26 protein-coding genes are annotated in these 23,576 nt (G+C 61.1%); 12 read left to right on the plus strand and 14 right to left on the minus strand.

Translation table 11 applies throughout. The annotated features are described in order from the left end of the window. Positions 1-95 precede the first annotated feature (95 nt). Positions 96-788 carry a TetR/AcrR family transcriptional regulator gene (locus tag ACQZ5G_RS22360; RefSeq protein WP_448738540.1) on the plus strand — a complete coding sequence of 231 codons (693 nt, stop codon included), beginning with the start codon at positions 96-98 and terminating at the stop codon, positions 786-788. Here ACQZ5G_RS22360 and aroQ read toward each other — a convergent pair. From aroQ to pcaD, 12 genes are all read right to left on the minus strand, one after another. Continuing rightward, positions 763-1,206, minus strand: a complete 444-nt coding sequence (aroQ, locus tag ACQZ5G_RS22365) for a type II 3-dehydroquinate dehydratase (protein ID WP_448738541.1) — start codon at positions 1,204-1,206, stop codon at positions 763-765. The two genes, ACQZ5G_RS22360 and aroQ, sit on opposite strands and share 26 nt — an antisense overlap. After that, the gene (locus ACQZ5G_RS22370) at positions 1,203-2,072 is read right to left on the minus strand and encodes a shikimate dehydrogenase (protein ID WP_448738542.1); all 870 of its coding nucleotides are present in this window, start codon (positions 2,070-2,072) and stop codon (positions 1,203-1,205) included. The genes aroQ and ACQZ5G_RS22370 overlap by 4 nt, the downstream gene beginning before the upstream one ends. 72 nt (positions 2,073-2,144) lie before the next feature. Further along, a complete protein-coding gene (locus tag ACQZ5G_RS22375; protein WP_448738543.1) occupies positions 2,145-2,903 on the minus strand; it encodes an amino acid ABC transporter ATP-binding protein in 759 nt (252 codons plus the stop codon). A 30-nt stretch (positions 2,904-2,933) separates the two neighbouring features. Further along, entirely contained in the window at positions 2,934-3,773 is an 840-nt protein-coding gene (locus ACQZ5G_RS22380; RefSeq protein WP_448738544.1) for a transporter substrate-binding domain-containing protein, read from the minus strand. A 35-nt stretch (positions 3,774-3,808) separates the two neighbouring features. Continuing rightward, positions 3,809-4,648 (minus strand): transporter substrate-binding domain-containing protein, encoded by an 840-nt coding sequence (locus tag ACQZ5G_RS22385; protein ID WP_448738545.1) that lies wholly within the window; start codon positions 4,646-4,648, stop codon positions 3,809-3,811. A gap of 41 nt (positions 4,649-4,689) precedes the next feature. Beyond that, positions 4,690-5,340, minus strand: a complete 651-nt coding sequence (locus ACQZ5G_RS22390) for an amino acid ABC transporter permease (protein WP_080853538.1) — start codon at positions 5,338-5,340, stop codon at positions 4,690-4,692. A 10-nt stretch (positions 5,341-5,350) separates the two neighbouring features. Next, positions 5,351-6,019, minus strand: coding sequence for an amino acid ABC transporter permease (locus tag ACQZ5G_RS22395; protein WP_003519808.1), 669 nt, complete (start codon positions 6,017-6,019; stop codon positions 5,351-5,353). Between the two features lie 472 nt (positions 6,020-6,491). Beyond that, positions 6,492-7,553 (minus strand): 3-carboxy-cis,cis-muconate cycloisomerase, encoded by a 1,062-nt coding sequence (locus ACQZ5G_RS22400; protein WP_003519807.1) that lies wholly within the window; start codon positions 7,551-7,553, stop codon positions 6,492-6,494. A 68-nt stretch (positions 7,554-7,621) separates the two neighbouring features. Continuing rightward, the gene (gene pcaG / locus ACQZ5G_RS22405) at positions 7,622-8,242 is read right to left on the minus strand and encodes a protocatechuate 3,4-dioxygenase subunit alpha (protein ID WP_448738546.1); all 621 of its coding nucleotides are present in this window, start codon (positions 8,240-8,242) and stop codon (positions 7,622-7,624) included. Positions 8,243-8,244: 2 nt separating this feature from the next. Next, the gene (pcaH, locus tag ACQZ5G_RS22410; protein WP_003505508.1) at positions 8,245-8,985 is read right to left on the minus strand and encodes a protocatechuate 3,4-dioxygenase subunit beta; all 741 of its coding nucleotides are present in this window, start codon (positions 8,983-8,985) and stop codon (positions 8,245-8,247) included. Further along, positions 8,982-9,431 carry a 4-carboxymuconolactone decarboxylase gene (gene pcaC, locus ACQZ5G_RS22415; RefSeq protein WP_020811506.1) on the minus strand — a complete coding sequence of 150 codons (450 nt, stop codon included), beginning with the start codon at positions 9,429-9,431 and terminating at the stop codon, positions 8,982-8,984. Before pcaC ends, pcaH begins: the two co-directional genes overlap by 4 nt. A gap of 3 nt (positions 9,432-9,434) precedes the next feature. Next, the gene (pcaD, locus tag ACQZ5G_RS22420) at positions 9,435-10,232 is read right to left on the minus strand and encodes a 3-oxoadipate enol-lactonase (protein ID WP_448738547.1); all 798 of its coding nucleotides are present in this window, start codon (positions 10,230-10,232) and stop codon (positions 9,435-9,437) included. 94 nt (positions 10,233-10,326) lie between these two features. On the opposite strand from pcaD, the gene pcaQ reads away from it, so the two are divergent. Continuing rightward, entirely contained in the window at positions 10,327-11,262 is a 936-nt protein-coding gene (gene pcaQ, locus ACQZ5G_RS22425) for a pca operon transcription factor PcaQ (RefSeq protein WP_448738548.1), read from the plus strand. Between the two features lie 121 nt (positions 11,263-11,383). On the opposite strand, the gene pobA is transcribed toward pcaQ, so the two are convergent. After that, complete coding sequence (pobA, locus tag ACQZ5G_RS22430; RefSeq protein ID WP_448738549.1) at positions 11,384-12,556, minus strand: 4-hydroxybenzoate 3-monooxygenase; 1,173 nt, start codon at positions 12,554-12,556, stop codon at positions 11,384-11,386. A gap of 117 nt (positions 12,557-12,673) precedes the next feature. Here pobA and ACQZ5G_RS22435 point away from each other — a divergent pair, with 117 nt between their 5' ends. After that, positions 12,674-13,597, plus strand: coding sequence for a helix-turn-helix domain-containing protein (locus ACQZ5G_RS22435; RefSeq protein WP_448738550.1), 924 nt, complete (start codon positions 12,674-12,676; stop codon positions 13,595-13,597). Here the strand turns inward: ACQZ5G_RS22435 and ACQZ5G_RS22440 are convergent. Continuing rightward, a complete protein-coding gene (locus ACQZ5G_RS22440; RefSeq protein ID WP_448738551.1) occupies positions 13,567-14,328 on the minus strand; it encodes an IclR family transcriptional regulator in 762 nt (253 codons plus the stop codon). The two genes, ACQZ5G_RS22435 and ACQZ5G_RS22440, sit on opposite strands and share 31 nt — an antisense overlap. 136 nt (positions 14,329-14,464) lie before the next feature. Between ACQZ5G_RS22440 and ACQZ5G_RS22445 the strand changes: the two genes are divergently transcribed. The 9 genes from ACQZ5G_RS22445 to ACQZ5G_RS22485 all read left to right on the plus strand — a co-directional run bounded on the left by ACQZ5G_RS22445 (position 14,465) and on the right by ACQZ5G_RS22485 (position 23,534). Further along, positions 14,465-15,172 (plus strand): 3-oxoacid CoA-transferase subunit A, encoded by a 708-nt coding sequence (locus tag ACQZ5G_RS22445; RefSeq protein WP_448738552.1) that lies wholly within the window; start codon positions 14,465-14,467, stop codon positions 15,170-15,172. Further along, entirely contained in the window at positions 15,169-15,864 is a 696-nt protein-coding gene (locus ACQZ5G_RS22450) for a CoA transferase subunit B (protein ID WP_059758412.1), read from the plus strand. Before ACQZ5G_RS22445 ends, ACQZ5G_RS22450 begins: the two co-directional genes overlap by 4 nt. Positions 15,865-15,874: 10 nt before the next feature. After that, positions 15,875-17,080, plus strand: coding sequence for a 3-oxoadipyl-CoA thiolase (pcaF, locus tag ACQZ5G_RS22455; protein ID WP_448738553.1), 1,206 nt, complete (start codon positions 15,875-15,877; stop codon positions 17,078-17,080). A gap of 399 nt (positions 17,081-17,479) precedes the next feature. Then, complete coding sequence (locus tag ACQZ5G_RS22460) at positions 17,480-18,508, plus strand: LacI family DNA-binding transcriptional regulator (RefSeq protein ID WP_065655332.1); 1,029 nt, start codon at positions 17,480-17,482, stop codon at positions 18,506-18,508. A 278-nt stretch (positions 18,509-18,786) separates the two neighbouring features. After that, positions 18,787-19,728: a sugar ABC transporter substrate-binding protein gene (locus ACQZ5G_RS22465; RefSeq protein WP_080857939.1), complete on the plus strand. Its 942-nt coding sequence runs from the start codon at positions 18,787-18,789 to the stop codon at positions 19,726-19,728. A gap of 138 nt (positions 19,729-19,866) precedes the next feature. Beyond that, positions 19,867-20,775, plus strand: a complete 909-nt coding sequence (locus tag ACQZ5G_RS22470; protein ID WP_448738604.1) for a sugar ABC transporter substrate-binding protein — start codon at positions 19,867-19,869, stop codon at positions 20,773-20,775. A 47-nt stretch (positions 20,776-20,822) separates the two neighbouring features. After that, positions 20,823-21,719 carry a sugar phosphate isomerase/epimerase family protein gene (locus ACQZ5G_RS22475; protein ID WP_003519788.1) on the plus strand — a complete coding sequence of 299 codons (897 nt, stop codon included), beginning with the start codon at positions 20,823-20,825 and terminating at the stop codon, positions 21,717-21,719. A gap of 10 nt (positions 21,720-21,729) precedes the next feature. Beyond that, positions 21,730-22,740: a Gfo/Idh/MocA family protein gene (locus ACQZ5G_RS22480; RefSeq protein ID WP_448738554.1), complete on the plus strand. Its 1,011-nt coding sequence runs from the start codon at positions 21,730-21,732 to the stop codon at positions 22,738-22,740. Between the two features lie 8 nt (positions 22,741-22,748). After that, complete coding sequence (locus ACQZ5G_RS22485) at positions 22,749-23,534, plus strand: TIM barrel protein (protein ID WP_448738555.1); 786 nt, start codon at positions 22,749-22,751, stop codon at positions 23,532-23,534. Positions 23,535-23,576 lie beyond the last annotated feature (42 nt).

Raw genomic sequence — 23,576 nt, forward strand, 5'->3', positions numbered from 1 at the left:
ATAGCTCGCCATATTGCCTTCCTTTTCAGCCTTATGTACTGATTGGTTAATAAAGGGGACGCAGCCAGAGGCAAGCCCCGTCCAGGGAATGAAGCATGAGCAAAAGCACGACCTCCAAAGGCACCCGCGATACCCGGCAGGCGAAGCGCGATCCGGAAGGGGTGCGCCGGGATATTCTTTCCGTCGCGATGGAGGAATTTTCGCAGAATGGCCTTTCGGGCGCCCGCATCGATGAGATTGCGGCGCGCACGCGCACGTCCAAGCGCATGATCTATTATTATTTCGGCGACAAGGAAGGCCTTTACAAACGCGTGCTGGAGGAAGCCTATGCGCAGGTGCGCGGCGGCGAAGGCAGTCTTGAGCTGGATGATCTCGAGCCGATCGCCGCACTTGAGAAGCTCTGTCGGTTTACCTTCGAGCACCACCGCCGCAACCCCGCTTTCGTGCGGATGGTGATGACGGAAAACATTCACCACGGCAGGCACATCAGGGTTTCCGAAGCGATCCGCAACGTCAACCGACCGGCCATTGAAATCATGCGCCGAATATTGAAGCGCGGGCAGGATGCCGGCGTGTTTCGGCCCGGATTGGACGCTCTTGAACTGCATTGGCAGATCAGTGCTTTGTCTTTTTATAACGTCTCGAACACCGAGACATTTTCGTTCAATTTTGGCGACACGCTTTTTAGCGAGGCCGGCCAGGAAGCGCTGTCTGCGCATGTGGCGGAGATGTTGCTGCGCTATGTATTGATGCCCGAGCATATTACGCGGATCGGGAAAGGCGATTGATGAGGTGGCGCAGCGCCACCTCATAACCATCGATGCCGAGGCCGGCGATCACGCCTTCGGCGCGGGTCGAGATATAGGAGTGGTGCCGGAAGACCTCGCGTTTGTGGATGTTGGAAATATGCACCTCGATCACCGGCCCCTCGAAGGCATTGAGCGCATCGAGGATCGCGACCGAGGTGTGGGTAAAGGCGCCGGGATTGATGACAATGCCCGCGGACTTGCCGCGGGCTTCGTGAATCCAGTCTATCAGCTCATATTCCCGGTTGCTCTGGGCAAAAAACAGATCGTGGCCCGCGGTTTCGGCGATCCCACGGCAATTGACCTCGATATCGGCGAGCGTTTCATAACCATAGATTTCCGGCTGGCGCTGGCCGAGCAGGTTGAGGTTGGGACCGTTCAGAACAGTGAAAAGGCTCATGCGACGCCCTCCGCCATGCAAAGCTCGGTGAAATGCGCCGTCATGCGCCCGGCATCCGGCTCGCGGCCGCAGAAGAGGCGGAATGCGCCAACAGCCTGAAACACCGTCATGCCGCCGCCGGGCAGGGTGCGACAGCCCTTTTTCGCCGCCGTCGCCAATAGCTCGGTGACAAGCGGCATATAGACGATATCGGCCACCCAGTGCCGCCGTTCGATGAGATCGGCCGGAACCGGCATGCCGGGATGGGCCGGCATGCCTATCGGCGTGGCGTGGATCAGGCCATCGGCAAAGGACAGGGAAGCGGCGGGGTCTTTGACGGCAAGCGCGCGGCCCTCACCGAAGCGGGCATTGAGTTCCAGGGCCAGTTGCTCCGCCCTTGGGAAATCCCGGTCGAAAATGTCGAGACGGGCGATATCGAGCTTCAATGCGGCATGGGCCACCGCAACGCCAGCGCCACCCGCGCCGACCAGAAGCGCCCGGTCACGCCGCGCATCCGGCAGCCCGCGCACGAAGCTTTCGTAAAAGCCGTACCAGTCGGTATTGTGGCCGATGCGGCGTCCGTCCCGGAAGACGACCGTATTGACCGCGCCCAGCATGCGGGCATCGTCCGACAGTTCGTGCAGATGCGGAATAACGGCCTGCTTGAAGGGATGGGTGATGTTGGTGCCGGAAAAACCGCGCGCTTCCAGCTCGTCCAGCAGGTCGGGAAGGGCGCTCGGCGGCAGCTTGCGGGCGGTGACATCCACCAGCTCGTAGGAATAGTCGAGGCCGTGAGCCGCCCCTTCGCGCATGTGCAGCGCGGGCGATTTGGAAAGCTGTATATCGGCGCCAATCAGGCCGACCTTGAAGGATGTTTTCTCTGTCATGATCACGTGTCGCTCATCGGACGGTGTGGGAGAGGCGGGATTATCCCCGCCTGTCTTAAGAGCGCGCGAACCTCAGTGGTGGGCGAGAATTTCGCCGAGGAACGTGCGCGTGCGCTGGTGCTTGGGATCGCGGAAGAATTCTTCCGGCGGGCCTTCCTCGATGATCTCGCCTTCCGACATGAAGATCACCCGGTCGGCCACCTGCCGTGCAAAGCCCATTTCATGGGTCACGCAGATCATCGTCATGCCGTCGCGGGCAAGGCCGATCATGGTGTCGAGCACTTCCTTCACCATTTCCGGGTCGAGCGCCGAGGTCGGTTCGTCAAACAGCATGGCCTTCGGTTCCATGCACAGCGCCCGGGCGATTGCCGCACGCTGCTGCTGGCCGCCGGAAAGCTGGGCCGGGTACTTGTGGGCCTGGTTGAGAATGCGCACGCGCTCCAGATATTTGCGCGCCGTCGCCTCCGCATCGGCCTTGGAAAGGCCCTTCACCCGCATGGGTGCGAGCGTGCAGTTTTCCATGATGGTCTTATGCGGAAAGAGATTGAAGCTCTGGAACACCATGCCTACTTCGCGGCGAACCGCATCGATGGCGCGGCTGGAATCCGACAGCGTCGTTCCCTCGACCGTGATCTTGCCCTCCTGGATTTCCTCCAGATGGTTGATACAGCGGATGAGCGTGGATTTGCCCGAACCGGACGGCCCGCAAAGAACGATCTTCTCGCCCTTGCGAACCGTCATGTTGACGTTTTTAAGCGCGTGGAAGGCTCCATACCACTTTCCCACCCCTTCAAGGGCGATCAGCGGAGCCTGAGCGGCGGATTGCGGCATGGAACTTTCCTTCATGCTTTGGCAGCAGTGTTAGTTGACGGTGTAGGGAATGTCGGGAAGCGAGGCCGGGAACTGCGGTACCGGGCGCTTCATCCATTTTGCGTAGACTTTTTCGAGGTCGCCATTGGCCTTGATCTTGTCCAGATAGGCGTTCAGCGCTTCGTTCCAGTCCTTTTCGCCGGGGCGTGTGGCGGCGCTGTTGTAGAGGGTCACGAGGTCGAACTTCACCTCGTAGTCCTTGCCGCCGGCAGCCGCGAGTCGGTCGCCATAGAACTGGTTGCCACCGATCGCCTCGATCTGGCCCGACAGGATCGCCTGAATGGTGGCGGCGTCGTCATCGAAGCGAAGGATATTCGCTTTGGTACCAGCCCCTGCGGTCAAGGCCGTATCCATCGGGCTGGATTTCGGTGCGCCGACGGTCATTCCGGTCAGATCGTCGAAACCGGCGATCTTCTTGTCCTTTGTGGCATAGACCGACATGACATTATGTGCGTAGGGCTGCGCATATTGCACGTTCTTCGCCCGCTCCGGTGTCATTCCCATCGATGCGAACAGCGCATCGACCTTGCCGGTGCGAAGCGAAGGGATGCGATTGGCGACGGCAAGCGGCACAAATTCCACCTTCAGCCCCAGATAATCCGCAAATCCCCTTGCGAGATCGGCGTCATAACCCTCCTGAACGCCGGTGGAATTGATGAAACCCCAGGGCGCATTATCGCCCTGGATACCGATCACGACCTTGCCGCTGGCTTTTGCCTCGTCAAGCGTTCTGGCATCTGCCGCCACCGGCGTCAGAACCGGCAGCAAAGCTGCCGTCAGTCCCGCCGCAAGGGTTGCTCGCCAACCCGTCAGGGTTTTCAAGATTTTCATTGTTTCCTCCTCCCAAATCCAGACGGAACCCGCCGTTACTTCACGGTGAACGGGATGTCGGGCAGGCTGTCCGGGAAGGCCGGGACTTCGCGCTTCATCCACTTGTCGTAGATCTTTGCGAGCTGGCCGTCGGACTTGATCTTGTCGAGGAAGGCGTTGACGGTCTCGTTCCAGTCCTTTTCGCCGGGGCGGGTGCCGGCGCCGTTGTAGAGCGTCGTCAGGTCGAATTTCGGCTCGTATTTGCCTTCGGCGGCCTTGTTCAGGCGGTCGCCGTAGAACTGGTTGCCGCCGACGACCTCGACCTGGCCGGAAATCAGCGCCTGAATATTGGCGGCGTCGTCGTCGAATCGCAGGATATTGGCCTTGGAGCCAGCGCCTGCCGTGATCGAAGTGTCCATGGCGCTCGACTTCGGCACGCCGACAGCGATGCCGGTCAGATCGTCATAGCCGGCGATCTTCTTGTCCTTGGGGCCGTAGACGGAAAGCACGTTGCCGGCATAGGGCTTGGAATATTGAATGGTCTTGGCGCGTTCGGCCGTCATGCCCATGGTTGCGAACAGCAGGTCGACCTTGCCGGTCAGCAAAGCGGGGATGCGGTTGGCCACGGCGAGCGGTACGAATTCAACCTTGACGCCGAGATAATCGGCAAAGGCCTTGCCGATATCGGCGTCGAGACCATCCTGCACACCGCTGGAATTGACGAAGCCCCACGGCGAGTTATCACCCTGAATGCCGATGACGACCTTGCCCTTGGCCTTGGCCTCTTCCACCGTGCCGGCGAAAGCATCGACCGGTGCGACGAAGGGCAGGGCAACCGTTGCCGCGGAGAGCGCGAGCAGGGCGCGACGAGAGAATTTCATGCTGGTGGTTTTCATCTTTTGCTCCTCCTTACAAAGCTGATGAGGTCTTCATGGACTTAGCGGGTTGCGGTCTGCAGCCGCTTTTCAACGCTGGCGCCCCACAGGGAAAGCGGCCAGCAGATCAGGAAATAGATGACGCCGACGAGGGCGAAGACGGTGAGTGGGCGGAATGTCTGGTTGGAGACGATCTGGCCGGCGCGCGACAGCTCGACGAAGCCGACAATGGCCGCAAGCGAGGTGCCCTTGATGAGCTGCACGAGGAAACCGATGGTGGCCGGCAGCGAAATCTTGAAGGCCTGCGGCAGAACCACGTCCTTCATGCGCGATACGTAGTGCAGGCCGAGCGCATTGGCGGCTTCCGTCTGGCCCTTCGGCACCGCCTGGATGCCGCCGCGCCAGATTTCGCCGAGGAAGGCGCTGGCATGCAGCGTAAAAGCGATGGCGACCGCAATCCAGGCATCGACATTGAGGCCCGCAAGCGCCACGCCGTAATAGACCACGAAAAGCTGCATCAGGAGCGGCGTACCCTGAAAGACGGCGATATAACCGGTGCTGGCGCGCTGGATTGCCGGGCTATCCGCGACGCGGGCAAGCGCCACGCAAAGGCCGAAGACGCCGCCGCCGATAAAGCCGATGATGGTCAGCGCAAGCGTCCATTTCAGGCCTTGCAGCAGGAAGAAGAGTTCGTTGGGACCGATGGATGCCATTGTCTTTTCCTCACTTGACCGGATAGCTGAAGGATGCGCGGGAGATGAGCGAGAAAATGCCCATCATCAGCGAGGAAATGACCAGATAAAGCAGCGTGATCGAGAAATAGACCTCGAAGGACCGGAAGGTATCCGCCTCGATCTTTTGCGCCACCGAGGTCAGCTCGTAAGCGGCGATCGAGGTGCAGACCGAGGTGGTCAGCGTCAGCATGATGAACTGGCTGGTGAGCGAGGGATAGACCGCCCGCAGCGCCGGCTTCAGGATGATGTGCCGGAAGATCTGCGCGCGGTGAAGGCCGAGCGCAAGCCCAGCCTCGACCTGGCCCTTGGGAATGGAATCGACCCCGCCGCGAATGATTTCAATCGCATAGGCGCCGCCGTTCAGAGCCAGCGCAATGATGGCCGTTACCGTCGGGTTGAGCTTGATGCCGATCTGCGGCAGGGCGAAGAAGATGAAGAATATCTGCACCAGAAACGGCGTGTTGCGGATTGTTTCCACAAAACCGATGACGAGGCCGCGCAGCAGCTTGAACCGCGAGCGGCGGGCGACGACGCCCAGAACGCCGATGACGGTGGCGAGCGACATGCCGGCAATCGCAAGGCCGATCGTCGCCAGACAGGCTAAAAGCAGCTCGGGAAGGCGGTCCATGACCGCCGAAAAATCGAGACTGTAAGACATTCTTCCTCCCAACCCGTTCGGGTCCGGACAGGCGTTTCGCCTTGTCCGCATCGCTTTGGAAACCTTGCGGCGCCAAAGCCCTCCATTTGTCGTTCACTGTCGCTGCAGGCTTCAAAACCCCTGTCGGCGGCAGGTTGTTAATCATAATGTTTGTACCAGTTAGTTCATTTTTGTGTCAAGCGTCATGTCCGGTTAAAAAGCAGCTTTCATGCTGTTTTTTCATTTTCTGGATTTCTGAATAAAGTCTTTTTTATCAACGACTAATGCGGAAAAGCGCAAGCGCTTTCCACGCGTCGTCATGTTGCCTCCGGCCCGCCGTTCGGCAGTGCCCGGAAACCCTGTCTGACCACGAAATCGACCGGCCTTGCGGCTAGAGTTTTTTCGCTTTTCTTCTAACCGCGAAAACACTCCACCTCTTTGTTTTGACGCATTTCCGGACGGAAAACCGGGGTCCACTTTTCCTGGAAATGCTCTAGTTCTCGCCTGTGCCCAGCCTGTCTATCTGCTCGGCCAATCGCTCGGCGATCAGCAGCGAGGCGCCCGTTGCCGTCACCATTTGCGGCAGCGACAGCCATTCCAGCATCCAGCCCGCGCCGGACCTTTCCTGTTCGTGCACGAGCGACTGGTGCAGGGCGGATATCTGCACGGCATTGAAGCGTGCGAGCGTCACCAGCGCTTCGGCATTGACCGGGTTCTGTTTGTGCGGCATGGCCGAGGAACCGCCGCCGCCGGAGAGGCGGATTTCCGCACCGAGCTCGGCCATCAGCGCAATATCCTGCCCGAACTTGCCGAGCGCGCCGGTGATCAGCGAGAGCAGATTGGCGAATTCGGCGATGCCGTCGCGCTGGCTCTGCCATTGCGGCCTGTCGGCAAGGCCGAGCCGTTTTGCGAGATCGGCCCGCACCGCTGCGGCATTGTCGCCAAGCTTTTCCAGCGTGCCGGCCGCGCCGCCAAATTGCAGGGCGAAGCCGCTCTGCGTGAAACTTTCGAGCCGCAGCAGGTGGCGTTCCAGCGGCGCAGTCCAGCTCACCGCCCGGTCGGCGACGGTGATGCCGATGGCGGCCTGCATGCGGGTATAGCCCGTCAGGAGGTTGTGGCCGTCGCGGGAGGCAAGGTCTCCCAGCGTATCGATCAGGCCGCCGAGCCGGGCGGAGATGATTTCCGCCGCAGCCTTCAGCCGCAACATCAGGCTCGTATCGATGACATCCTGGCTGGTGGCGCCGAAATGCACTCTGTCCGCCGCCTGACCGGCGACCGACGCGCGCATCTGCCGGATGAGTTCGGGAACCACGACGCCGTCCTTCGCGACGCCATGGCGAAGCGCGGTCATATCGGCGGCAAAGTCCGAAAGCCGCGAAACGATCGTTTCCGCTGCATCCTCGGGGATGATGCCGGCCTGTGCTTCCGCCTGCGCCAACCCCGTCTCGAAACGGACCATGGCGTCGATATCCGCTCTTGCCGAAAACAGCTCGACGATCTCGCTGTCGCCGAAGAGGCCTGATAAAAACGGATGCTCGAAGGGGGAAAGGCTCATCTTCCGTCTCGCTTTCTTTTGCGCATATCGTCGTCGCAAAACCGCTGCACACTTTTGCGTGATATGCGTCAGATATCGAAAAACACGGTTTCGCCTTCGCCCTGAAGGCGGATATCGAAACGATAGACGTTGCCTTCCTCTTTTTTGGCGACAAGTGTGGCGATGCGGCTTTTCTGCTCGATGCGGGCAAGAACCGGGTCGGCGGCATTGGCCTCCTGTTCTTCGGGAAAATACATGCGGGTTTGCAGGCCGATATTGATGCCGCGTGCGACGATCCAGAAGGTGATGTGCGGCGCCATCGGCCGGCCGTCGCGGAACGGCACCTTGCCAGGCTTGATGGTTTCGAAGACGAATTCGCCCGTATCCATGTCGCCCGGCGAACGGCCCCAGCCGATGAAATTCGGATCGGCCTTGCCCCGCGTTTCGCTGGGGCTGTTGTAATAACCGTCGGTATCGGCCTGCCAGATTTCGATCAGCGCGTCCTTCAGCGCCATTCCGGCGCCATCATAGACCGTGCCGCGCACGCTGATGCGTTCGCCGCGCGCCTTGTCGTTATAAAGCGGACCGGAACCGAGATCCTTCTCGAACACGCCCTTGATGCCGACGAAATTCGGCGTGCAGCCGATGTGCACATAGGGGCCTGCCGTCTGCGAGGCGGTTTCCTTGAGATAGTTGAGCGGCTGAACCATGGTCAGTTGCCCTCCATGCGGTTTTCGAAAAGGGTCGAGCGGCGACCGCGCAGGACGATATCGAACTTGTAGGCCAGCATGTCCATCGGCAGCGTCGCATTCATGTCCAGCGGCGCGATCAGTCTTCTGATCGCATCCTCATCCGGAATGGTCTTGACGATCGGACATTTCCAGATCAGCGGGTCGCCTTCGAAATACATCTGGGTGATGAGCCGCTGGGCGAACCCGTGGCCGAAGACGGAAAAATGAATATGGGCCGGCCGCCAGTCATTGACGCCGTTCGGCCAGGGATAAGCGCCGGGCTGGATGGTCTTGAACCAGTAATAGCCGTTCTCATCGGTGATCGTGCGGCCAACGCCGCCGAAATTCGGATCAATGGCGGCGAGGTAGCTTTCCTTCTTGTGGCGGTAGCGCCCGCCGGCATTGGCCTGCCAGAATTCCACCAGCGCGCCATCCACGCCGCGGCCGCGCTCGTCCAGCACCCGGCCGTGCACGAGAATGCGCGGCCCGACCGGCATTTCGCCGGGGCGGGCATAGTTGAGGATGAGGTCGTTATCCAGCGGGTTCAGCATGCCATGGCCGAAGACGGGACCGGTGATCTCGCTTTTGGTGCCCTCAAGCGAAATCAGCGCGCGCTGCGGCGAGCGCAGGATCGAGGTCTTGTAGCCGGGCGCATAGGCGAGCGGATGAATATCGCGGTTGCGTGCGAAGAACGGTCCGGTTTCCGGCGGCTGGTTGCTCATTTCGTCTCCTCCTCATCGCCAGAATTATAAGTGCCAGAATTATCAGGGGAACTATCGGCTTTCATGCTGGCCAGGGCAAGCTTGGCGATCTTGAAAGCGTGGTTGGCGGCGGGCACGCCGGCATAGATCGCCACATGCAGCAGCGCCTCGCGAATATCCGCCTCGGTGGCGCCGGTATTGGCGGTGGCGCGCACATGCATGGCAAGTTCTTCGTCCTGCCCGAGTGCGGCGAGCAGGGCGATGGTGACCATCGAGCGCTCGCGCTTCGTCCAGTGGTTGCCGGACCACACCGTGCCCCAGGCGGCTTCGGTGATGAGCTGCTGGAAAGGCTGGTCGAAACCGGACGTCATGGTCTGTGCGCGGTCGACATGGGCGTCGCCGAGCACGGAGCGGCGGGTCTTCATGCCCTGTTCGAATCTTGCGTTCTTGTCGATATGGTCCGCCATCGGTCAATGCTCCGGCAAGGTCTTGAGAAAAATGGAGGCTGCCTGCGCGTAGGCGAGCGGCTGTTCAAGGCAGGGAATGTGGCCGCAGCCGGCGATGGTGACGAAGCGGCTTGCGGGAATGAGGCCCGCCAGCGATTGCACCAGTTCCGGCGGTGTCGAGCCATCCTGATCGCCCGCCACACAGAGCGTCGGCACGGCGATGCGCCCGGCCTCTTCGGTAAAATCCGCATCGCGGATGGCGGCGCAGGTGCCGCTGTAACCGGCCTCCGGCTGTTGCGAAAGCATGTTACGCGCGCCGGCATAGGCGGCATTCTCAGGCTGGCGGAAGGCGGGTGTGAACCAGCGTTCCATGACAGGATCGATAAGCGAAGCAAGGCCGTCTGCGGCGATCTTCTCGATGCGGGCATTCCACATCTCGGCCGTGCCGATCCTGTGAGCGGTGTTGCTGAGTACAAGCGCGTGGACGAGATCGGGACGGCGGGCATAAAGCCCCTGTGCAATCAGGCCGCCGACGGACAGGCCCCAGATGACGGTGTTTTTCACACCGAGATGATCGAGCAGCGCAATCAGGTCACCGGCATGATCGTCGATTGAATAGGGAGCGTGCCCGACATCGGAAAGCCCGTGGCCGCGCTTGTCATGCAGCACATAGGCATAATCATCACCGAGCGCTTCGATCACCGCATCCCAGATGCGGAAATCGGTGCCGAGCGAATTGATGAAGGCGATGACTGGCTTGCCTGTGTCCAATCCCTTGACGCGATAATGGATCACGGTCTCGCCGCAGCGCAGAAAATGCATGATGTGCTCCTCCTGCCAAGGATATTGCAAGCGGGTTCCGGTTAAGTAAAATGACATTATCGATGAAAATCATAACCTGTGGATTATATGAGCGATGGTCGATCAGCGTATCAAGTTCCGCCACCTGCAGACTTTCGTGGAGGTGGCGCGGCAGAAAAGCGTCATCCGCGCTGCGGAAATCCTGCATGTCAGCCAGCCGGCGGTGACGAAGACGATCCGTGAGCTGGAAGACATTCTCGGTATCTCGCTATTCGACCGTGAGGGGCGCGGCATCCGCATCAGCCGTTATGGCGAAGTGTTCCTGCGCCATGCCGGTGCGACAATGACGGCGCTCAGGCAGGCGGTCGATTCGGTATCGCAGGAGGCGGCGCGCGCTGGTCCGCCGGTGCGGGTCGGCGCTCTGCCCACGGTTTCGGTGAGAATCATGCCGAAGGCGATGGCCGGTTTTCTGGCCGAAAAAACCGGCAGCCCGGTGAAGATCGTCACGGGCGAAAACGCCGTGCTGCTGGAGCAGTTGCGCGTCGGCGATCTCGATCTTGTTGTCGGCCGCCTTGCCGCGCCGCAGAAAATGGCGGGTTTTTCCTTCGAGCATCTCTATTCGGAAAAGGTGCGCTTCGTGGTGCGCGCCGGCCATCCGCTGCTCTCACCCGGCCTTTCGGTGTTCGATCACCTGCATGAATATCCGGTGCTGATGCCGACACGCCAATCGGTCATCGGCCCCGTCGTCGAGCAGTTTTTGATCGCCAACGGCGTGCCGGCCCTGCCGATCCGCATCGAAACCGTGTCCGACGCCTTCGGCCGCGCCTTCCTGCGCACCAGCGATGCGATCTGGATCATCTCGGAAGGCGTGGTGGCAGCGGATGTGGCGGATGGTATTCTGGCGATCCTGCCCGTCGAGACCGGCGATACCAGCGGCCCGGTGGGGCTGACGGTGAGGGCCGATACGCAGCCCTCGCTGCCGCTTTCGCTGCTGATGCAGGCTATTCGCGAGGCGGCGGGCGAGCTGCTGGATGGTAGGGCTGAAGGGTGAACACACTCTCGACGTCATCCTCGGCTTTGTGCCGAGGATCTAATCACGTCGAGTAAAATCACGACGTTGCAGATCCTCGGGACAGGCCCGAGGATGACGTCGACACAAGTGGCGTGGCCCCCTAATACGGAAGCCCCACATAATTCTCCGCAAGCGCGGTGGAAGCGGCGCGGGATTGCACGAGGTAGTCCAGCTCCGCCTCCTGAATGCGCTGGCCGAAATCTCCCGTATCGGGAAAACGATGCATCATCGTCGTCATCCACCACGAGAAACGCACGGCCTTCCAGACGCGGGAAAGCGCCTTCTGCGAATAGCCGTCGATGCCGGCCTCGGACTTCTCGCGATAAAATTCGATCAGCGCCTCGCTCAGATAATGCACATCGCTGGCGGCAAGGTTGAGGCCCTTGGCGCCCGTCGGCGGCACGATATGGGCGGCGTCTCCGGCCAGAAACAGCCTTCCGAACCGCATCGGTTCACAGACGAAGGACCGGAGCGGCGCGATGGATTTTTCAAAGGACGGGCCGGTGACCATCACATCCGCATGGTTTTCCGGCAGGCGACGGCGGATTTCGTCCCAGAAACGCTCGTCGCTCCAGTCCTCCGGCCGGTCATCAAGCGAACATTGAATGTAATAACGGCTGCGGGTGTGCGAGCGCATGGAACAGAGCGCAAAACCGCGCGGGTGGTTGGCATAGATGAGTTCATGGTTGACGGGGGGCACATCGGCCAGAATGCCGAGCCAGCCGAAAGGATAGACCTTCTCGAATTCCTTGATCGCGCCCTGAGGCACCGATTTGCGGCTCACCCCGTGGAAGCCGTCGCAGCCGGCGATGAAATCGCAATCGATCCGGTGGCTTACGCCATCTTTCTGATAGGTGACATAGGGGCTTGCGCCATCGAAATCATGCGGTTCGACATTGCCGGCATCGTAGATGGTCACAAGGTTTGCCGCTTCGCGCACATCCATCAGGTCATGGGTCACCTCGGTCTGGCCATAGACCATCACATGGCTGCCGCCGGTCAGGTCGAAGAGATCGATGCGGTGGTCCCGGCCGTCGAAGGTCAGTGAAAAACCGTCATGCGGCAGGCCTTCCCGGTGCAGGCGCTTATCCGCGCCGACCTTTTCCATGAGCTGCACCGTGCCTTCTTCCAGCACGCCGGCGCGGACACGGCCGAGAATGTAATCCTTGCTGACCCGGTCGAGAATGACGGTCTCGACGCCTTCTCTGGCCAGAAGCTGGCCAAGCAGAAGCCCTGAAGGGCCGGAGCCGATGATGACGACCTGGGTGCGCATTGTTTCCTCCCGAACTTGTCTCCTATCAAGAAATTGACCAAGGGATGCGGCAAGCTCAATGGACTTTCTGATCGGCAAATTGCACAATCCGACCATTGTGTGGGGGAGCAAAGGAACATGCGGCTTGCTGCGAGTGAGGGTTTGTATGGCGAAGAAGCGGTGCAAGGCACTGATTTCCGCTTTCATTGCGAGACGCTTTTTTCCAGAAGCAGCCTGCACCGCTTTGAAATCGGCCTGCACCGTCACGCTGCGTTTCAGCAAATCTTGTACATTTGGGGCGGCGAGGGCGATGCGCTGCTGGATGGCCGCATCGAGGCGATCCGCCCGCCGGTCGCCATTGTCGTGCCGCCGGGGTTCGAGCACGGATTCCGGTTTTCGCGCGATATTGGCGGGGTGATCGTTACCGTGCTGCCGGGCGCCCTGCCGGCCTCGGTGCAGGCGCTGCTGCTGCGGAATTTCCAGCGGCCTGTCCTGTTGCCGTTGCGGGATTTTACCGATGGCGAACGTCTGCGCAGCGGGTTCGAACAGATTTCCGCCGAATATGAAACACGCGAGACGGGCCGGGATGCCATCATCGAAGGTCAAGTGGCCATCGTGACGGCGCTTCTGGCGCGGGCGGCGCGGCCTCTCCTGGAAGGCACCGGCGAAGGTCTGGCGGAGCAGCGTTTCGAACTTTTGCTGTCACTGATTGCACGCCATATTCGCGAGCCGCAAAAGGCGGAGTTTTATGCGAAGAAGCTCAGTCTTTCCGAGACTCATCTCAATCGCCTGGTCCGTTCCGTTTCCGGCCTCAGCCTGCAGCGGCTGATCGCTAAGCGTCAGATCGAGATCGCCCAGCAGGAGCTGATCTTTACCGTTTCCAGCGTGCAGATGATTGCGGAGGGGCTGGGTTTTGCCGATCCGGCCTATTTCAACCGGTTCTTCAAGCGCGAGACCGGCATGACCCCGCGCGCCTGGCGGCTGGCGGAGCAGCGGAAAATGGGGGATTCCGGCGCGCGGCAGGCGCCGCTTCAGACCAGCATTCTTGCCAGTTCCCGCTGAACGGCAAGGAGGGCGGGCAGGTATCGCGCCACGAGGTCTTCCATCGAGGCGACCGAGGCGGCGAGCCCGACATTGAGGGCGGCCACCGTCTGGCCGCGTATGGTTTTCAGCGGCACTGCAATGGAGCGAAGGCCGATCTCGACCTCCTGATCGATCAGCGCATAACCGCGTTGGCCGGTGGCCTCGATTTCGGCGAGCAGGGCGTCCATGCTGGTAATGGTCTTTTTCGTACGGCCGACCAGCCGGGAGGCTTCGAGAATATCGCGCTGCCGCTCGGCTGTCTGCGCCGAAAGAAGAACGCGGCCCATGGAGGTGCAATAGGCGGGCAGGCGCGAACCCGGCATCAGCGCAATCGACATCACCCGCTGCTGCGCGGCGCGGGCGACATAAACGATCTCGGTCTCATCCAGAATGGAAACGGAGGTGCTCTGTCCGATATCTTCGGAAAGGCGGTCGAGCAGCGGCTGCACGATGCGCGGCAGCGGCATGGTGGCAAGACAGCCGGTGCCAAGCCGCAGCACTTTCGGCGTCACGGTAAAGAACTTGCCGTCATAAGCGGCATAACCGAGTTCCGAAAGCGTCAGCAGGCAGCGCCGCGTCGTGGCGCGGTCCAGCCCGGCAATCTCGGCGGCATCGGAAATCGACAGGCGCGGCCGTTCGGCGCTGAAGGCCTCGATGACCCGCAATCCCTTGGCGAGACCGCCCATCATGTCTCTTTCGCTGACGGCCATGTCGCGGCTCCATTTGTGCGATATACGAACAAAAATCATATAGCGCACAAAATCCTTGCCGTCGAGGCGGTTTCGGATTTACCTCACGGTCAGGCAGCCTTGCGGGTTCCATCCGTCCGGCTGGATGGAGGTTTTAATGGACAAGACAATCAAGAGCGCTAGAGATGCGCTTTCCGGCATCGGTGACGGTGCGACGATCATGATCGGCGGTTTCGGCGGTTCCGGCGCGCCCATCGAGTTGATCCATGCGCTGATCGACAAGGGCCCGAAGAACCTGACGGTCATCAACAACAATGCTGGCAACGGCCGCATTGGCATCGCCGCGATGATCGACGCCGGCATGGTCAAAAAGATGATCTGCTCTTTCCCGCGGTCTTCCGATCCGCGCGCTTTCACCGACCGGTATCTGGCCGGCGAAATCGAGCTTGAACTGGTGCCGCAGGGCACGCTTGCTGAGCGCATCCGCGCCGGCGGTGCCGGCATTCCGGCCTTCTACACCCCCACCGGCTTCGGCACGGAACTGGCCGAAGGCAAGGTCATCGCGGAATTCGACGGCCGCTCTTACGTGCAGGAACGCTGGCTGAAAGCGGATTTCGCGATCGTCAAGGCGGAGCTTGGCGATACCTATGGCAACCTCACCTACAACAAGGCGGGCCGCAATTTTAACCCGCTGATGTGCATGGCCGCGAAGACCACCATTGCGCAGGTCTCGAAGATCGTCGAAGCCGGTAAGATCGATCCGGAGCATGTCGTCACGCCTGGCATTTTCGTGAACGGCGTCGTGGAAATCCCCGATCCGCAACAGGAAGAAGTTCTCATTCGTGCGGGAGTAGCCTACGCATGACCCAGACCATCGACACCCGCGAAGACATCAAGCTTTCCAACGCCCAGATCGCATGGCGCGCGGCGCAGGACATCGAGGATGGCGCTTACGTCAACCTCGGCATCGGCTTTCCGGAAATGGTGGCGCGCTACCAGCCGCCCGGCCGTCAGGCGATCTTCCACACCGAAAACGGTATCCTGAATTTCGGCGAAGCGCCGCCGGAAGGCGAAGAGGACTGGAACCTCATCAATGCCGGCAAGAAGGCCGTGACGCTGAAGCCGGGTGCGGCCTTCTTCCACCATGCCGACAGCTTCGCCATGGTGCGCGGCGGGCATCTGGATGTGGCGATCCTCGGGGCCTATCAGGTGGCGCAGAATGGCGACCTCGCCAATTGGCGTGTCGGCTCCAAGGGCGTGCCGGCCGTCGGCGGCGCCATGGATCTGGTGCATGGCGCCAAGCAGGTCTTCGTCATCACCGAACATGTGACCAAGAATGGCGAACCGAAGCTCGTTGAAAAATGCGCTTTTCCGCTGACCGGCGTCGGTTGCATCACCCGCATTTATACCAGCCATGCTGTCATCGACGTGGTGGATGGCCGTTTCGTGCTGCGTGAAAAACTGCCGGCGATGACCTTCGATGAATTGCAGGCCATGACCGGCGCGCCTTTGGCGGTCGATGGCGAGGTTGCCGATCTCGTCGCCCCGGAACTTTGAGGAAAAACCGATGACCGACGCATTCATCTGCGACTATATCCGCACGCCCATCGGCCGCTTCGGCGGCGCGCTTTCTTCGGTGCGGGCCGACGATCTCGGGGCGGTGCCGCTGAAGGCGCTTGTCGAGCGCAACCCGTCCGTCGACTGGGAAGCGGTCGAAGATGTGATCTTCGGTTGCGCCAATCAGGCGGGTGAGGATAACCGCAACGTCGCACGCATGTCGCTGCTGCTCGCCGGCCTGCCGGTTTCGGTGACCGGAACGACGATCAACCGGCTGTGCGGTTCGGGCATGGATGCCCTCATCGCAGCTGCCCGCGCCGTGAAATCGGGCGAGGCGGAATTGATGATCGCCGGCGGCGTGGAAAGCATGAGCCGCGCGCCCTTCGTTCTGCCGAAGGCGGAGAGCGCCTTTTCGCGCAATGCCGAAATCTACGACACCACCATTGGCTGGCGTTTCGTCAACCCGCTGATGAAGGCGCAATATGGCGTCGATTCCATGCCGGAGACCGGCGATAACGTCGCCATTGACTATCAGGTTTCCCGTGAGGATCAGGACGCCTTCGCCGTTCGCAGCCAGCAGAAGGCGGCTGACGCGCAGGCCAATGGTCGCCTCGACAGGGAAATCGTGTCCGTGACCATCCCGCAGCGCAAGGGCGATCCGCTGGTGGTCTCGAAGGATGAACACCCGCGTGCGACCAGCCTCGATGCGCTGGCGAAGCTGAAGCCTGTCAACAGGCGCGATGGCGCGACGGTGACGGCGGGCAATGCGTCCGGCGTCAATGACGGCGCGGCCGCACTCATCGTCGCATCGGCGGAGGCCGCGAAGAAATACGGGCTGACGCCGATTGCCCGTATTCTCGGCGGTGCCGCCGCCGGCGTGCCGCCGCGCGTTATGGGCATCGGCCCGGCCCCGGCCTCCGCGAAGCTGCTGGCCCGGCTTGGGCTGAAGCAGGAGCAGCTGGATGTGATCGAGCTGAACGAGGCTTTCGCCAGCCAGGGCCTTGCGACGCTGAGGCAGCTCGGCATTGCAGATGACGATGTGCGGGTGAATGCCAATGGCGGCGCCATCGCGCTCGGCCATCCGCTCGGCATGTCCGGCGCGCGCATTGCCGGCACGGCGGCGCTCGAACTTTCGCTGACCGGCAAGCGTCTTGCGCTCGCCACCATGTGCATCGGCGTCGGGCAGGGTATTGCCGTGGCGCTGGAGCGGGTCTGATTGTCTGGCGGCATTCGGCATCGTCAAAAGGGTGCGAATGCCGCTGCCTCGATGTCTTCTTGAGTGACTTCTGCTCGTCCGGCACTCGGTTGGCGATTCTCTCGCCTTGGTACCTCCCTCATTCCTGTGCTTGTCGCAGGAATCCAGTCGACGCGCGTCTGCGCGGCGCAGGAAGTCTTTTCAGCCCAAGGACTTGGACTGGCTGGATCTCTGTGACAAGCACAGAGATGAGGGAGGCAACGGCATTTTAAATGCTGATCTCGCAAATGGCGCGCCTGCCTGATATTCACCTCCATGGCCTTCCCTGACGAAATCCTCCGGCATGCGTTGGATTCCATCATGATCCGTGACATGTTTTGCGAGATATGACAGGAATCTTTCCGTCCACGGGGTGCCCGCATGAAACGTCCGACCATCACAGATGTTGCGACAGCCGCCGGCGTCAGCGTCGCCACCGTCGACCGGGTGCTGAACGGTCGCCTGCCGGTGCGGGAGGAAACCTCCCGGCGGGTGTTCGAGGCGGCGGAGAAGATCGGTTTCCATGCCACCAACATCATTCGCCAGCGCATGCTGGCCGATCTGCCCTCCTATAGTCTCGGCATCATCCTGCGCAAGGAACGGCACGCCTTCTACCAGACCTTTGCCGACGAGCTGGAGCTTGCGGCGCGCAACGTCCGGGATCGTCATCTCAATCTGCGCATCGAGTTTGCCCAGTCGGGCGAGCCGAGCGAGCTTGCGGCCCTTCTGGCGGGCATGAAGGGACGCGTGCAGGCCGTGGCGGCCACGGGGCCGGACCATCACGATGTCACCGCCGCCGTCGAGGCCCTGAAGGCGAAGGGTATTCCGACATTTTCGCTGCTTTCGGATTTCGCGCAGGGGGTGCGGGAAGCTTATCTCGGCGCCAACAACATGAAAGTCGGGCGCACGGCGGCCTGGATGATCTCGCGGCTGGCGCGCAGCAGGGGTAAGGTGCTTCTGCTGCTCGGCGGCCACCGTTTTCACGGTCATTCGCTGCGCGAAACCGGCTTTCGCAGCTATATGCGGGAATATGCGCCGGAATTCGAGGTGATGGATGCGCTGATCACGCTGGAAACCCGGCGGCTGACCTATGAGCTGGTGATGGACACCATCGCCAAGCACAAGGATCTGGTCGGCATCTATTGCATCGGTGGCGGCATGGAAGGCGTCATCGAGGCCCTGCAGCAGGAAAACCGGCAGGAGGCCATCGTCTGTCTTGTGAATGAACTGACGCCCGAATCCCGTCAGGCGCTGCTGGAAAAGCGTATCAGCGGCATATTCCAGACGCCGCTCCGTGAATTATGCACGGACCTCATCGCCACCATGGTTCACAGCATCGAACATGGCATGGCGGAAACGCCGGGACAGCGGTTTGTACCCGCCCATCTGTGGGTTCCTGAAAGCCTTTGATGGTTTGATAGATTCTATCATAAATTCCGCGTCTCTTTCTATCAGCCTTGATGGTTTCGGTTGCCGCTGACCCGTTGACGCCGGGCCGGGACTGGGAAATCTTGCCTGCGTGTGGAGCGGGCAGGAGGCTGATCCACGATAATAACGATGTTTCGGATTGCTTCAGGCTGCGGACTTGTCTTCGCGGCGATGGATATTTTTTGCCGGCAAACGGTGGCGGCGCGATGGACGCTGGACCGTGCAACCGGTTCTTTTCAAGGGTTTTGGAGGAGAACGACATGAAAAGACATTTCGCGATTGCAGCGCTCGCCACCATGCTGGCGACGACCGCCTCGGCGGAAACCATCGGTGTTTCGATGGCCCTGTTCGACGATAATTTCCTGACCGTGCTGCGCAACGGCATGATCGATTATTCCAAGGGCATGAGCGGCGTCTCGCTGCAGATCGAGGATGCGCAGAACGATGTCGGCAAGCAGTTGAGCCAGGTGCAGAACTTCGTCGCCGCCGGTGTCGACGCCATCATCGTCAACCCGGTGGATACGGATGCGACCGTGGCGCTTTCGCAGGCTGCCGCTGCCGCCGGCATTCCGCTCGTTTATGTCAACCGCCAGCCGGTCAACCTCGACAGCCTGCCGGAAAAACAGGCCTTCGTTGCCTCCGATGAAAAGCAGTCCGGCACCCTGCAGACGCAGGAAGTCTGCCGCCTGCTGAAGGCCGCCGGCAAGGCGGAAGCGAAGGCGGTGGTGATGATGGGCGAGCTTTCCAATCAGGCGGCCCGCATGCGCACGCAGGATATCAAGGACGTGGTGGCGACGCCCGATTGCAGCTTCATCAAGCTTGTCGAGGAACAATCCGCCAACTGGTCGCGCACGCAAGGCTCGGACCTGATGACCAACTGGCTTTCGGCCGGAGTGCAGTTCGATGCGGTGATTTCCAACAATGACGAAATGGCCATCGGCGCGATACAGTCGCTGAAGGCGGCCGGCCGGTCGATGGATGACGTCATCATCGCCGGCATCGACGCCACGCAGGACGCGCTGGCCGCCATGGCGGCGGGTGAGCTGGATGTGAGCGTTTTCCAGAATGCCGCCGGTCAGGGCAAGGGCGCGGTTGATACGGCGCTGAAACTGGCAAAGGGGGATGCGGTGGACAAGAAGGTTTTCGTACCCTTCGAACTGGTCACACCCGCAAACCTCAAGGACTATCAGGCCAAGAACTGAGACCCGTTCGGGCCTGACAACGACGTGACAGACCGAAGACGCTGAAGGCGGGGGGAGGATATTCCGGCTTCAGCGATATCAGTGCGATTGAACCAGCGGAGATTTTCCGCGGGAGGAAAGACTTTGAAAAACCTGTTGATGGCGACTGCGCTCTGCATTTTCGCAACGCCTGCCCTTGCCGAGACCCGTGTTGCGGTCTCCATGACATCGTTCGACAATCCGTTTCTGACGATTTTGCTGAACGGTATCAGGGCTGAGGCCGGGCGTGACAAGAACATCGAGCTTCTGGTGGAGGACGCCCAGCTCGATCCTTCGAAACAGCTCAATCAGGTGCAGAACTTCATCGCCAACGGCGTCGATGCGATCATCGTCAATGCCGTGGATGGCGATGCCACCTCGGCGATCACCAAGGCCGCATCCGCCGCAAAAATCCCGCTCGTCTATGTCAATCATCCGCCCACCGAGCTGGAAACCGGCCTGCCTGACGGCACGGCCTTCGTCGGTTCCAACGAACTCGATTCCGGCACCATGGAGGCGGAAGCCGCCTGCAAGCTGATGGGCGGCAAGGGCAAGGCCGTGATCCTGATGGGACCTTTGGAAAACCATGCGGCGCTGGTGCGCACCAAGGATGTGGAAACGGTGTTTGCCCGGCCGGACTGCAAGATCGAAATCCTCGAAAAGCAGACGGCGAACTGGAGCCGCACGCAGGCGCAGGACCTCGTTTCATCCTGGCTGACGGCGGGCATCCAGTTCGATGCCGTCATCGCCAATAATGATGAAATGGCGATTGGCGCCGCGCAGGTGCTGAAGGCGGCGGGCGTTTCCATGAAGGATGTCGTCATTGCCGGCATCGACGCCACGCCGGACGGCCTTGCCGCCATGCAGGCCGGCGATCTCGACATTACCGTCTACCAGAATGCGACGAAGCAGGGCGAGGTCTCGGTTCAGACGGCGGTGAAGGCCGCCGCCGGGCAAAGCACTGAGAAGACGCTTTGGGTGCCCTTCGAACTCGTCACACCGGAAAACATGCCCGCCTACGCCAAATAAGCGGGGGCTTCGGCCCCGGTCCGTTTATCACTCCACTGGAAACAGCCATGAAACATACGCTCGACCCCCACATGTTCCGGCACCTTTCGCTGGCCGAGACCTGCCGCAAGGTTGCCGAACTCGGCTATGATTACGTCGAACTTTCACCCCGTCCGGATTTCCTGTCCTGGTGGACCCGGCCGAAGGTCTATCCCGAACGCGTCGCCGAATTCAAAAAGGCGCTGAAGGACCATGGTGTCGGCCTTGCGACGCTGCAGCCCATGTATCGCTGGGCAAGCCCCTATCCGGACGAATGGGAGGTGGCGATCGACAACTGGAAACGCGCCATCGAGATTGCCGTCGAGATGGAATGCCCGATGTTCGTTTCGGAATTCGGCCGTGGCGGCTCGCCGGATCGCAGCCTTAACGACCGTTCCGGCCTGCATCGCCCGGAAACCTGCGAAGCGCAGTTCTTCCGCGCCATGGATATTCTGGTGCCGATCCTCGAACGGGAGGGTCTGGTGCTGTCGCTGGAGGCCCATCCCGAAGACTGGATCGAGGAGATCGCGCCGGCCATCGACATCATCAAGACCATCAATTCCAAGGCGGTAAAGGCCTCCTTCATCGCGCCGCACACGTTCTTTTACGGGCCGGACATGGTGGCTAACCTGCGTGCGACCGAGGGCCATCTGGTGCATGTGCGCCTTGCCGATACCTATGACCACAACAAGTCGTCGCAGCTGCGCTACATCGTCAATCCCCCCGGTTCCAAGGTCAGGGTGCACCAACACACCGATTTCGGTCAGGGCGAGATCGATTGGGAGACCTTCTTTGCGACGCTCGCCGACATGAAGTTCGACGGCGTGCTCTCGAACTGCGTGTTTGCCTGGGAAGATCGTGTCGATGAAAGCGCGCGGTTCATGCTCAGCGAAACCCGGCGATACGTCGCCAAGTACTGGAAATGAGGTTTTTCAAATGACTGTCAGAATTGGTGTCGTCGGCACCGGCGCAATCGGGCGTGATCATGCCCGCCGTATCAACAAGGTTCTGGGCGGCGCGAAGATCGTTGCGCTCAGCGACGTCAACCGCGCCTCCGCCGAGGCGGTCAAAAACGACATCGCCCCGGATGCCGTCGTTTTCGCCACCGGTGAAGAGCTGATCGCATCGCCGGATGTGGATGCCGTGCTCGTCACCTCATGGGGTGCAACCCATGAGCAATATGTGCTGGCAGCAATCGAAGCTGGCAAGCCATGCTTTTGCGAAAAACCGCTCGCAACAACGGCGGAAGGCGCAAGACGCATCGTCGACGCCGAGGTGGCGCATGGCAGGCGGCTGGTTCAGGTGGGCTTCATGCGCCGATATGACGCCGGTTACGTGGCGCTGAAACAGGCCGTCGATAGCAGGATCGGCGCGCCGATCATGGTGCACGCCGCCCACCGCAACCCGGCGGTTCCGGAGCAATATGTCACCCCGATGGCGATCCATGACACGATGATCCATGAGATCGACGTGCTGCGCTGGCTACTCGACGATGACTATGTTTCGGCGCGCGTTCTCTTTCCCCGTTCGGCGGCCAGAAGCCATGCGCGGCTGAAGGACCCGCAGATCGTCATTCTGGAGACGGCGAAGGGCACGATCATCGACGTCGAAATCTTCGTCAATTGCCATTATGGCTACGATATCCAGTGCCAGGTTGTGGGCGAGGATGGCATTGCCAGCCTGCCGGAGCCGATGTCGGTGCAGACCCGCCTCGGCGCCAAGCTGCAGAACGACATCCTCACCGACTGGAAAGACCGCTTCATCGCCAGCTACGATGTGGAATTGCAGGACTTCATCCATGCGGCGGCGAAGGGCACGGCATCGGGACCCAACGCGTGGGACGGCTACGTCGCCGCCATCACCTCCGACGCCTGCGTGGCCGCGCAGGAAACGGACGGGGCAGCCGTCGCAATTGAGCTTCCCACCCGTCCCGCCCTTTATCAGTGAGGTCTTTCATGCGTTTTGCCATCAACCACATCACCGCCCCGAAGCTTTCCCTTGAGGCGTTCTTCGCGACGGCCCGCGAACTCGGCCTGACCGAAGTCGAAATCCGCAACGACCTGCCTGATATCGTCGGCACGGTTGAGCCGGCGGCCGTGAAGGCGGCGGCCGAAAAGGCCGGCGTGACGATCATCTCGATCAATGCGCTTTATCCCTTCAACGTCTGGTCGGGCGACCTGCCTGCGCGGGCCGTCGCGATGGCCGATTATGCGGCGGCCAGCGGCGCGAAAGCGCTGGTCATGTGCCCGCTCAACGACGGTACGCCGGTGTCCTTTGACGATCTCGTCACGGCGCTGAAGGCCATGAAGCCGATCCTCAAGGAACGCGGCCTGATCGGTTTCGTCGAGCCGCTCGGTTTCCCGGTCTCGTCGCTGCGCACCAAGGCCGAAGCGATCAAGGCCATCGATGCGGCCGGTGGCGGCGATGTCTACAGGCTGGTGCACGACACCTTCCACCACCATCTCGCTGGCGAGACGGAGTTCTTCCCGGAGCGAACAGGGCTGGTCCACATTTCCGGCGTGATCGATCCTGCCGTCTCCGTAGCCGACATGCTCGACGCCCACCGCGTTCTGGTGGATGGCGGCGACCGGCTGGAGAATATCGCCCAGATCAGGACGCTCGAGGCGGCCGGTTACAATGGACCTTACAGCTTCGAACCCTTCGCGACGGAAGTGCACGAGCTGAAGGATCCGGCCGCTGCCGTAAAGAGCAGCATCGACCATATCTCCCAGGCGCTCTGACCGCCTCGCCGCCCGCGGTTCGCTGCGGGCGGCGTTTCTTGC

This window comes from Agrobacterium sp. 22-214-1, assembly GCF_053522465.1.

What these genes read in the sequence shown, in the direction of transcription:
- pcaC (WP_020811506.1), bottom strand. Translation starts at nt 9,431, where the DNA reads ATGGCGGACCATATCGACAAGAACGCAAGATTCGAACAGGGCATGAAG.
- ACQZ5G_RS22390 (WP_080853538.1), bottom strand. Translation starts at nt 5,340, where the DNA reads ATGGCATCCATCGGTCCCAACGAACTCTTCTTCCTGCTGCAAGGCCTG.
- ACQZ5G_RS22480 (WP_448738554.1), top strand. Translation starts at nt 21,730, where the DNA reads ATGACTGTCAGAATTGGTGTCGTCGGCACCGGCGCAATCGGGCGTGAT.
- ACQZ5G_RS22450 (WP_059758412.1), top strand. Translation starts at nt 15,169, where the DNA reads ATGACCCAGACCATCGACACCCGCGAAGACATCAAGCTTTCCAACGCC.
- pcaF (WP_448738553.1), top strand. Translation starts at nt 15,875, where the DNA reads ATGACCGACGCATTCATCTGCGACTATATCCGCACGCCCATCGGCCGC.
- ACQZ5G_RS22465 (WP_080857939.1), top strand. Translation starts at nt 18,787, where the DNA reads ATGAAAAGACATTTCGCGATTGCAGCGCTCGCCACCATGCTGGCGACG.
- ACQZ5G_RS22395 (WP_003519808.1), bottom strand. Translation starts at nt 6,019, where the DNA reads ATGTCTTACAGTCTCGATTTTTCGGCGGTCATGGACCGCCTTCCCGAG.
- pcaG (WP_448738546.1), bottom strand. Translation starts at nt 8,242, where the DNA reads ATGGTTCAGCCGCTCAACTATCTCAAGGAAACCGCCTCGCAGACGGCA.
- ACQZ5G_RS22440 (WP_448738551.1), bottom strand. Translation starts at nt 14,328, where the DNA reads ATGGCCGTCAGCGAAAGAGACATGATGGGCGGTCTCGCCAAGGGATTG.
- pobA (WP_448738549.1), bottom strand. Translation starts at nt 12,556, where the DNA reads ATGCGCACCCAGGTCGTCATCATCGGCTCCGGCCCTTCAGGGCTTCTG.
- ACQZ5G_RS22370 (WP_448738542.1), bottom strand. Translation starts at nt 2,072, where the DNA reads ATGACAGAGAAAACATCCTTCAAGGTCGGCCTGATTGGCGCCGATATA.
- ACQZ5G_RS22445 (WP_448738552.1), top strand. Translation starts at nt 14,465, where the DNA reads ATGGACAAGACAATCAAGAGCGCTAGAGATGCGCTTTCCGGCATCGGT.
- ACQZ5G_RS22360 (WP_448738540.1), top strand. Translation starts at nt 96, where the DNA reads ATGAGCAAAAGCACGACCTCCAAAGGCACCCGCGATACCCGGCAGGCG.
- ACQZ5G_RS22400 (WP_003519807.1), bottom strand. Translation starts at nt 7,553, where the DNA reads ATGAGCCTTTCCCCCTTCGAGCATCCGTTTTTATCAGGCCTCTTCGGC.
- ACQZ5G_RS22385 (WP_448738545.1), bottom strand. Translation starts at nt 4,648, where the DNA reads ATGAAAACCACCAGCATGAAATTCTCTCGTCGCGCCCTGCTCGCGCTC.
- ACQZ5G_RS22380 (WP_448738544.1), bottom strand. Translation starts at nt 3,773, where the DNA reads ATGAAAATCTTGAAAACCCTGACGGGTTGGCGAGCAACCCTTGCGGCG.
- ACQZ5G_RS22375 (WP_448738543.1), bottom strand. Translation starts at nt 2,903, where the DNA reads ATGCCGCAATCCGCCGCTCAGGCTCCGCTGATCGCCCTTGAAGGGGTG.
- ACQZ5G_RS22485 (WP_448738555.1), top strand. Translation starts at nt 22,749, where the DNA reads ATGCGTTTTGCCATCAACCACATCACCGCCCCGAAGCTTTCCCTTGAG.
- pcaH (WP_003505508.1), bottom strand. Translation starts at nt 8,985, where the DNA reads ATGAGCAACCAGCCGCCGGAAACCGGACCGTTCTTCGCACGCAACCGC.
- pcaQ (WP_448738548.1), top strand. Translation starts at nt 10,327, where the DNA reads ATGGTCGATCAGCGTATCAAGTTCCGCCACCTGCAGACTTTCGTGGAG.
- ACQZ5G_RS22470 (WP_448738604.1), top strand. Translation starts at nt 19,867, where the DNA reads ATGGCGACTGCGCTCTGCATTTTCGCAACGCCTGCCCTTGCCGAGACC.
- pcaD (WP_448738547.1), bottom strand. Translation starts at nt 10,232, where the DNA reads ATGCATTTTCTGCGCTGCGGCGAGACCGTGATCCATTATCGCGTCAAG.
- ACQZ5G_RS22475 (WP_003519788.1), top strand. Translation starts at nt 20,823, where the DNA reads ATGAAACATACGCTCGACCCCCACATGTTCCGGCACCTTTCGCTGGCC.
- ACQZ5G_RS22460 (WP_065655332.1), top strand. Translation starts at nt 17,480, where the DNA reads ATGAAACGTCCGACCATCACAGATGTTGCGACAGCCGCCGGCGTCAGC.
- ACQZ5G_RS22435 (WP_448738550.1), top strand. Translation starts at nt 12,674, where the DNA reads ATGCGGCTTGCTGCGAGTGAGGGTTTGTATGGCGAAGAAGCGGTGCAA.
- aroQ (WP_448738541.1), bottom strand. Translation starts at nt 1,206, where the DNA reads ATGAGCCTTTTCACTGTTCTGAACGGTCCCAACCTCAACCTGCTCGGC.